Origin of the sequence: Flavobacterium sp., from assembly GCF_043773265.1 — a bacterium.
Classification (GTDB): Bacteria; Bacteroidota; Bacteroidia; order Flavobacteriales; family Flavobacteriaceae; genus Flavobacterium.
Window position 1 is genome coordinate 20404 of record NZ_JAYVFH010000046.1, and the last position, 8793, is coordinate 29196.

At 27.9% G+C, this 8793-nt stretch carries 11 protein-coding genes and 1 tRNA gene; 8 read left to right on the forward strand and 4 right to left on the reverse strand.

Annotated elements, in window-relative coordinates:
* Positions 1-4 precede the first annotated feature (4 nt).
* The 6 genes from ACH2BO_RS02400 to ACH2BO_RS02425 all read left to right on the forward strand — a co-directional run bounded on the left by ACH2BO_RS02400 (position 5) and on the right by ACH2BO_RS02425 (position 4697).
* The gene (locus ACH2BO_RS02400; RefSeq protein WP_395043168.1) at positions 5-358 is read left to right on the forward strand and encodes a hypothetical protein; all 354 of its coding nucleotides are present in this window, start codon (positions 5-7) and stop codon (positions 356-358) included.
* Positions 359-489: 131 nt separating this feature from the next.
* Positions 490-663, forward strand: a complete 174-nt coding sequence (locus ACH2BO_RS02405) for a hypothetical protein (protein WP_395043169.1) — start codon at positions 490-492, stop codon at positions 661-663.
* Entirely contained in the window at positions 664-1122 is a 459-nt protein-coding gene (locus ACH2BO_RS02410) for a hypothetical protein (protein WP_395043170.1), read from the forward strand.
* A 57-nt stretch (positions 1123-1179) separates the two neighbouring features.
* Positions 1180-1662, forward strand: a complete 483-nt coding sequence (locus ACH2BO_RS02415; RefSeq protein ID WP_395043171.1) for a thermonuclease family protein — start codon at positions 1180-1182, stop codon at positions 1660-1662.
* Between the two features lie 104 nt (positions 1663-1766).
* Positions 1767-4523, forward strand: coding sequence for a zincin-like metallopeptidase domain-containing protein (locus ACH2BO_RS02420; protein ID WP_395043172.1), 2757 nt, complete (start codon positions 1767-1769; stop codon positions 4521-4523).
* A gap of 21 nt (positions 4524-4544) precedes the next feature.
* Entirely contained in the window at positions 4545-4697 is a 153-nt protein-coding gene (locus tag ACH2BO_RS02425) for a hypothetical protein (protein ID WP_395043173.1), read from the forward strand.
* A 231-nt stretch (positions 4698-4928) separates the two neighbouring features.
* Here the strand turns inward: ACH2BO_RS02425 and ACH2BO_RS02430 are convergent, their stop codons facing one another.
* Entirely contained in the window at positions 4929-6152 is a 1224-nt protein-coding gene (locus tag ACH2BO_RS02430) for a tyrosine-type recombinase/integrase (protein ID WP_395043174.1), read from the reverse strand.
* 66 nt (positions 6153-6218) lie between these two features.
* A tRNA-Met gene (locus ACH2BO_RS02435) sits at positions 6219-6292 on the reverse strand.
* 136 nt (positions 6293-6428) lie between these two features.
* Here ACH2BO_RS02435 and ACH2BO_RS02440 point away from each other — a divergent pair.
* Positions 6429-6821 (forward strand): START-like domain-containing protein, encoded by a 393-nt coding sequence (locus ACH2BO_RS02440; RefSeq protein ID WP_395043175.1) that lies wholly within the window; start codon positions 6429-6431, stop codon positions 6819-6821.
* 50 nt (positions 6822-6871) lie between these two features.
* Entirely contained in the window at positions 6872-7702 is an 831-nt protein-coding gene (locus ACH2BO_RS02445; protein ID WP_395043176.1) for an aminotransferase class IV, read from the forward strand.
* On the opposite strand, the gene ACH2BO_RS02450 is transcribed toward ACH2BO_RS02445, so the two are convergent.
* Complete coding sequence (locus ACH2BO_RS02450; protein ID WP_395043177.1) at positions 7694-8254, reverse strand: YqgE/AlgH family protein; 561 nt, start codon at positions 8252-8254, stop codon at positions 7694-7696. The genes ACH2BO_RS02445 and ACH2BO_RS02450 overlap by 9 nt on opposite strands.
* Positions 8255-8365: 111 nt before the next feature.
* Positions 8366-8638 carry an HU family DNA-binding protein gene (locus tag ACH2BO_RS02455; protein ID WP_035124278.1) on the reverse strand — a complete coding sequence of 91 codons (273 nt, stop codon included), beginning with the start codon at positions 8636-8638 and terminating at the stop codon, positions 8366-8368.
* Positions 8639-8793 lie beyond the last annotated feature (155 nt).

The window sequence follows — 8793 nt, forward strand, 5'->3', positions numbered from 1 at the left end:
ATAAATGACAAAGCAACAAATATTTGATTGGATAAATTCTAATTACAAACAAATTTTAGATACTTCACTTTTTTTAAGTATAATTATAATGGGCGCAATAGTTAAAACGGTTAAACAAATTCAATTAGGTTCAAAAATATCTTGGAAATGGTTTTTAGCAGAAGCCATAGTTTCAACATTCGTAGCTTTGTTAGTTTACGTATTTTTTGACCAGTTTCTGCATTTCAATAAACTTTTTACCTATGTTGTTTGTGCTTGGTGTGGTTCATTTTCAACAATATTCCACAAAAAACTAGAAGAATTGATAGGTGTGTTATTCGATAAAATTAAACTTTTCATTAATCAAAAAAGTGTTTAAAATTGACAAAGAAAATTGCAAATCTGTTAATTGAAAAAGTTGGATTATACTATGGTATTGATTTTTTTACAGTTATTCAATCTTCAAAAATATTACTTTTTAAAATTAAAAATACCTTAAAATAATTAATCATGCAGGATAAATTACTAGAAATAAAGAAAAACATAAAACCAAAAAATGGTTTTTGGAAATTTGTAGGTAAAGCTGCAATTTTCATTTTGTCAATAGTAATAAAAAATCAAAAAAATGTTGATCCAGCAGATGTAGATAAAGGTGCAGATATACTAAACAAATCATTAGAATAAATGAAAGCAAAATATATAGTAATTCCAGTAGTAGGAATAGTTTTAGGTGGTTTATATTATAAGTCAAAATTAGATAATGTTAAACGATTACTTCCAAATATTAAAGCAGTTCCTACAGCGATCAGAAATATAAGAGTTGAAAGTGGCATTTTTAAATTTGCTATTGATGTTACACTATTTAATAATAGTAGTGAAACTTTTAATGCTGATGGCATTTTATCTTTTTTAAAAAAAATAAACATTGTTTTTAATACTAAAAGAATTGCAACTATTAATGTAAACAGAAGCAGTTTAAATATTGTAGCTCGTGGTCAAAATACTTTAAAAGATTTACAAGTAGAAATTCCAGTATTAGCATCAATATTAAATATTCCAAAACTTTTAAATATAAAATCTATCGATGATATAAAAATCGAACCAGTTATAAGCATTATAGGAAATGAGCAAACGATTGCTTAAAACACGGAAGCCGAAAAGTGTTTAGAGTAGGCAAAAAACAATTTATAATAACAAATTATGAAAAATTTATTTTTAGCATTAACGCTTTTTGCGTTTTTATTTTCACATTCGCAATCCTACTCTTATACAGGTAGAGTAGTAAAAATTAAAGACGGAGATACAATTACAGTTCTCGACACTTTAAAAAAAGAAAACACAGTTCGTTTTGCATCAGTTGATGCTCCAGAAAAAAAACAAGAATTTGGCAGTATTGCAAAACAGTTTGTCAGTCAGGAATTGTTTAACAAAACTGTTCGAGTAGATATTATTTCGATCGATATTTTTAAACGTCCTATTGGTTACGTTTATTATGATGATAATAAAAATATTTCAGAAGTTTTACTTACAAAAGGTTTAGCATGGCATTTTTACGACAAATCAGAATTTTTAGAAGAGTTGGAAAAAAAAGCCAGAATAGATAAGTTGGGTTTGTGGGTTATTCAAAATCCTGTTGAACCTTGTTTATTTAGACATCCAAAAAAAGCCAAAAAAACAAAATAGAATTTTAAAAACCTAGAATGTTTAAATGCAAATGCTCTATTTCTTTTTTTTGCATGAGCGCAAAAATTACTAAATAGACATTTGCATTTTTTTAATATCTTTTTATGAAATCAATACAACAATTTAACGGACTTAACGGATTAACAGTTTCTCGTAAACAACTTCTTGCTTTAGTAGAAATTGCTAAAAAAGATGAACAATTTCACTTGTCTAAAAAAATTATAACTGTACTTGATCAAACAAAAGATAAAAAATATTTAATCACTATTGCAGAACCAGTTCACGAAATTGTACCACAATCTTTTTTATATGATTTAGGTTTTGAGCAATTTGTTGATGATGATTTACTTGGTTTAAACAAAGCCGTTTCTTCTACAGACATTTACCAAATGATTACCGATCGTATGGTAGAAATGATAAAAAAGGCTAATACTAAAAACTTCAAAAAAACGTGGGAAGCAAAACAGTATGGTACTGGTTACACTTTACCTTTTAATTTCGTTTCTAAAAAAAGATATCGTGGCGTAAACGTTTTTTTATTAACCAATTTTGAAATCTTAAAAAATCCTTTTTTCCTAACTTTTAAACAAATAGAACAATTAGGCGGAACTATTAAAAAAGGTTCACATGGTTATCCTATTGTTTATTATACCAAAATTTACAAGGTAAAAGATGCAACAAAATCAATTGATTTTGGTACTTATGATAATCAAAAAGCGATTGATTTTGCTACAGAAAATGCAATTGATGTAGATAAAATTTCAGAAGTTCCAATACTAAAATATTATAACGTTTTTAACGGAAATGATATTGACGGAATTGATTTTGATTTAGAGAACTTTAAAACTGGCTTTATAGACATTGAACTTCCAAGTGAAGAAGCAAACAAAATGCAAGTTCCAGAAGCTATCATAAAAAATTATCCACAGCCAGCTCCTAAATTAAAATTTGGTGGTAACGATGCTTTTTATAATAGTGGTAAAGACTTGGTTCAAATGCCGTATTTAAACGATTTTGTAACTGTTCAAGACTATTACAGAGTTTTGTTACACGAATATTCACACTCTACTGGTCGTTATTCCAGGTTAAACAGAACTTTTGGCAAACGTTTTGGTGATAAAGATTATGCTTTTGAGGAATTGGTTGCAGAATTTGGCGCAACTTTTTTAAGTGCCGAAGCTGGAATAATTTGGCACACAAACGGCAATCATGCAGCTTATTTAAAAAATTGGAACTCGGCATTAACACATATTCAAAACGACAATAAATTTATCTTTCGTGCATCATCTTTAGCGCAAAAATTGTCAGATTATATTTTGCAATTTGATAAAAAAGGAAATCCGTTATATTTTAAAGATATAAAGATTACACCAGTTAAAAAAACTTCTCGAGTACAGTTTAAAAAGCAAACTGTAAAATCAACACAATTAGATTTGTTCGCTGGTTTAGGCGCAACAAATTCAAAAGAACCTGATACAATAGCATTTAATAAAAAATTGATACGTGCAATAAAAAAAGGATATGGTAACGATGAAATTTTCTTTTTAGGAAAACCAAAAGACGAACTTAAAAAACACATTGAAAATTTTGAAATAAAAATAGTTGGTTCTGTTTTAACAAAAGCTACAACACAAAAAGCAGGACATAAATTAAACTGGGGAAATTTTTTAGATTTACCCGATTTTATAAATAATCCAACAGCAATTTTTAAAAGTAAAACGACTGGTTACGTAGTTTTAACTGAAATTAAAGACGTAGAAAACAATCCAGTAATGGTTGCTTTACATATTGACAAAAAATTTAAAATGTGTAACATTGCAAGTATGTATGTTAGAAATAGCTTTAACACATACAAAACTTGGATAAAACAAGGTTTAGCTATATATATAAACGAAAAAAGTGAACTTTTTACTAAGACACCGGCTACAATTGCCATAGCTGTAAAAAATTCACTAAGCAAAGATAACAAAAATAATACCAAAAAAACAAATAACGGATTAAATTGTGCAAATTGTAACGTAAATTGTGGTTTGTCTTGTGGTTGTGAAGTAAAAGAACCAGGTAACAAAATAACTGAAGTAAAGCCAAAAGTAACTGTACTTTCAGGAACAAAATACAGTACAGCCTTTGACCAGCAAAGTGATGTTAAAGTTGTCAATGATTACTTTAAAATTTCAGGTGATCTAAAAAAACTTCTAGGTAACATAGAGATAAAACCTATTCATTCTTTAGCTATTACATTAGATAGTCCAGAAGGTGGCGGAAAAACACACACCGTTTTTCAATGGGCTAATGATTTTTGCAACGCTAGTTACAAACCAATTATTTGGAGTTTAGAAGAACACAAATCAAGTTCATTATCTATAGACAAAGCAAAAAAGTATTTCAAAGGCGAAAACATTAAGAAAATTGCAGTCGAGAGTGAAAACGATGGTGAAACGCCAAAAGAAACATACGACCGCTTGCAAGAAAGTTGCAAAGATTTTGATGTAATCATTATAGATAGTTGGGCAAAACTTGTTGAGATGTATTCTAAAGTTTCTTTTGATTTAGATTTTAGAAAAAAGTTTAATGGTAAGCTATTTATAGTAATATTTCAAAGAACTTCTACAGGTGCAATGCGTGGCGGAACTAAAAGCGGTTTTGATGGTGATATTATTTTAAAAGGTTTTGTAGATCGGGATAATTTTATGAATAATTATGTTTTTAATCACAAAAATAGATACAATCAACATTCTCCAATTTCAGATTTAAAATATTCTCCAGCATTACAAAAATTGCTACCAATAAAAAACGAAAAGACCAGAATTAAAAATCTGGATCAACCAAAAAGAAAACTATCATTTAAAGTAGTAGATTAATTAACCTTAAATATTTAAAAAATGGCAACAGCTAAAAAGAAATCAGGAATGACTGCTAAAAAATTATGCAGTTCGGTAATCGTAAAAGACGGTTTAAAAAAAGATGGAACTTTAAAAAAAGGTTTCAAATATGCTAAAGGTGGTAAAATTGTAAAAGCTAAAGCAAAAAAATAGTAGTTAATTTGTTTGGTTAATAGTTGGAAAGGTGTTGCAGAAATGTAACACTTTTTTTATTGGTCGGTACAGTTAGTTATAACTTTAGTTCACGATCGTGATGTAAAGTTAAAAGTAACTGTAGGATCCTGAATATTTTTATTATAAGTAAAATCTATTAAATTTCAATAAATATGTTATGATGGTGTAACGATCAATTGAATATAGTGTATTTTTAATAGTTTTTATCTATTATTCTAGCTGTTCAATGTGCTTGGAATAGTCATCAGGAAGTACAGCATCAATATCACGTAAATATTTATCTAATGCTGTCATCGTAGTATGACCAGTAATAAGCATCAAACGGCTTTTTGCTTCAAATGGTGTACTATCAATAAGCAAACTGTTATATAGTTTAGTTATAAAAGTGTGACGGAATGAGTATAAACCATAGTCAGAACCTAAACCTAAACTATCTTTGACTTTCTTAAATCTTTTACCAAAATAATTTCTTTTATCAGTTTCGTTAGTCTGCCAGTCGGCTCCAATATCATTAGGAGTAAATAAATAAAAGTCTTTATTAATATTTGATATATCAGGTAATTTTGATAGTAATATTTCTGGAATTAATTTAATTTTCACTGCTTTGTTTTTTGCTCTAACGTAAAGCACTTTATCATTTACATTTACATCACCAATTTTCAATCTTACAACTTCTATCGGTCGTAAATGATTGTAAGATACAAATTGAATAAATAATAATAAAATTTGATCGTGTTTAATTAAATAGTTAAACAAATCATTTTCCTGTTTAGAGCTATATGTTTTATTTCTTTCGGGATTAGTTTTTAAAACGTTGATTTTCTTTATAAAATTATCTGCAATAATTTCATTATCTTCTAGTGATTGAAAAAACATAGATAATACAGATCGTGAGTTGTTTCTGTTTTTTGCACTCGATTTTGTTGAAATTTCATTTAAGTAAGTTATAGCTGCTTTTTTATTTACTGCTGTGATATAACGATTTTTAAAACCATTATCTAAAAGCCAATTTTTAAATTGGTTTATTCGAGTTTTAAAGTCTTTGTAGCTGTTATCTTTTAGAGTGTTTTCTTTTAATTTAAGCACAAAATTTACAGAATCAATTATATTTAGTTTTTGTACCTGATCTACTGAATTTGTATCAATAAACGGGTTGAAATTACCAGTTTCTAAAATTCCTTTTACTGAGAGTCTTAAAATTGTAATCGCTTTTTTGCGTTCTCTGTATGTTTTTAAAGTATTTATTCCTTCGTAAATTGGCGTTTGACGTTCCAGTTTATCAGTTTCAGGATTTCTAAAAGAATAATATACATACCAACGCTTTGATAAATCACCACCAGCATCATATATTTTAGGTTCAGAATATTGCTTTTTAAAACTCAAATCGTATGCGTTAACGTATTCATTACGTAAGAATTTACTAATTTTAGACATAAAAAAAGCGGTTTTAAATTGCTCTAAAACCGCATAAAACCTGTATTTTTTCTATCTAATGTTTTGTAGCGAGAACGAGATTTGAACTCGTGACCTCAGGGTTATGAATCCTGCGCTCTAACCAACTGAGCTACCTCGCCTTCATTACTCCGATTTTATTGAGCGTGCAAATATAAGCCAATTATAATATTGTCCAAATATTAAATTGAAAAAAAAATATTTTTTTGTTTTGTCTATTTTATAAATAAAAATTATATATTTCACAAAAATTACAATATGATTCCAAAAGTGCGTTACGAAATTGAATTTCCAATAAATTCTTCACCTCAATTATTATATCAATATATTTCTACACCATCAGGTTTACAGGAGTGGTTTGCTGACAATGTGAATTCTAGAGGAGAATTTTTCACCTTTGAATGGAACGATGGAGAAGAAAATGCTCGTCTTTCATCTAAAAAAACTGGCGAAAAAGTAAAGTTTAAATGGATAGACGATAATAAAAAGGATACTGAATATTATTTTGAACTACGTATTCTTGAAGACGAAATTACTAAAGATGTATCATTAATGGTTGTTGATTTTGCTACAGAAGAAGAACTAGACGAATCTAAACAACTATGGGAAAATCAAGTTTCCGACTTAAAACACGTTATTGGATCAGTCTAAATTCATATTTTTAAAGTTATATTTGTCTCGTTCCAAAACGAGACTTTATTATGATTAATTATAACGGTAAATTACTTTCATCAGACACTTCTTTGTCAAACTCCAATCGTTCTTTTCTTTATGGTGATGGTGTTTTTGAAACTTTAAAAGTTATAAATAATAAAATTCTTTTTCTTGAGGATCATTATTTTAGATTAATGGCTTCAATGAGAATTGTAAGAATGAAAATCCCAAATAATTTTACATTAGAATATATTGAAGAGCATATTTTAAATACTGTCGGTATCAATAATTGCATAGATTCTGCTAGAGTTCGTTTTACTGTTTTTAGAAACGATGGTGGATTTTATCTGCCAGAAACAAGAACCATTTCTTATATAATTCAAGTTTTTTCATTAAGTCAAACCACATATTCTTTTTCAGATGACAACTATGAAGTTGATTTATACAAAGATTTTTTCATTTCTAAACAGTTACTATCTACTATAAAAACTACTAATAAAATGATTAATGTAACAGGTAGTATTTTTGCTGATGAAAATAATCTTCAAAACTGTTTATTATTAAATAATGAAAAAAATGTTGTTGAAGCATTAAATGGAAATTTATTCATGTTGTTAAACAATAAACTTATAACTCCATCAATAAGTGAAGGTTGTTTAAACGGAATTATGAGAAAACAGATTTTACAAATTGCAAAAAAGTTAGATAATATTGAGGTTGTTGAGCAGGAAATATCTCCTTTTGATTTGCAAAAAGCTGACGAATTATTTATCACTAATGTAATAACTGGAATTCAACCAATTACTAAATATAGAAAAAAAGAATATAAAACTGAATTTTCAAAAGAACTATTAACTAGTTTAAATGCACTAATTTAGAATTGGATTTTCGGGTGCATTAGACCATATAATATATTCACCACCCAATTCAATAATTTTTTCTTTCCAAAATTGATCTGAAGATTTACTTAAAATTGTAGATTGATAATTGTTGTATGTTATAATCCAAGAACTAGCAAGCAGTTCATTTTCTAATTGATTTCCGCTCCAACCTGTATAACCGAGAAAAAATCTTATATTTTCTTTGTTGATTTTTCCTTCATTAATTAAACTTTTTGTCAGTTCAAAATCACCACCCCAAAAAATTCCATTAGAGATTTCAATGCTATCTTTAATTAGTTTTGGAACCGTATGAATAAAATATAAATTATCCTGTTCTACAGGTCCACCATTATAAATTTTAAATGATGCTTCAATTTCTGGAATCAAATCATTAATAGTATAGTCTAATGGTTTGTTTAAAATAAATCCTACTGAACCATCTTCATTATGATCTGCCAACAAGATAACCGACCTATTAAATGATAAGTCACCTATTATTGAAGGTTCAGCTATAAGTAGTTGTCCTTTTTGTAGTTTTTCTGATATCATTTTTTCAACAATTTTAATAAAATTACAAATAAAATTTGAATTATCAAATATTATTATAAAAAAAAACCATTCGATAAACGAATGGTTTTCTATATCAAAAGTAAAACTAGACTAGTTTACAGAACCTTCTAAATCAGCTCCAGCTTTAAATTTTACTACATTCTTAGCAGCGATTTTGATAGTTTTTCCAGTTTGTGGATTTCTTCCGTCTCTTGCAGCTCTATTAGATACTGACCATGATCCGAAACCTACTAAAGAAACTCTACCACCTTTTTTCAAAGTTGATCCTACGTTTCCTAAAAATGATTCTAATGCTAATTTAGCAGCAGCTTTTGTAATTCCTGCATCAGCAGCAATAGCATCGATTAATTCTGATTTGTTCATAATTGATAGTTATTAATTGTTGGTTAAACATTTTTGTTAATCAAAACAAATTTAATAGAAATTACTGGCTACACAAGCGATTGGAGATATTTTTAATCAATTTGTTGATAACTCGGGACATTTGTTAATAAAAGCAGGCGTTTTCAACTATGATT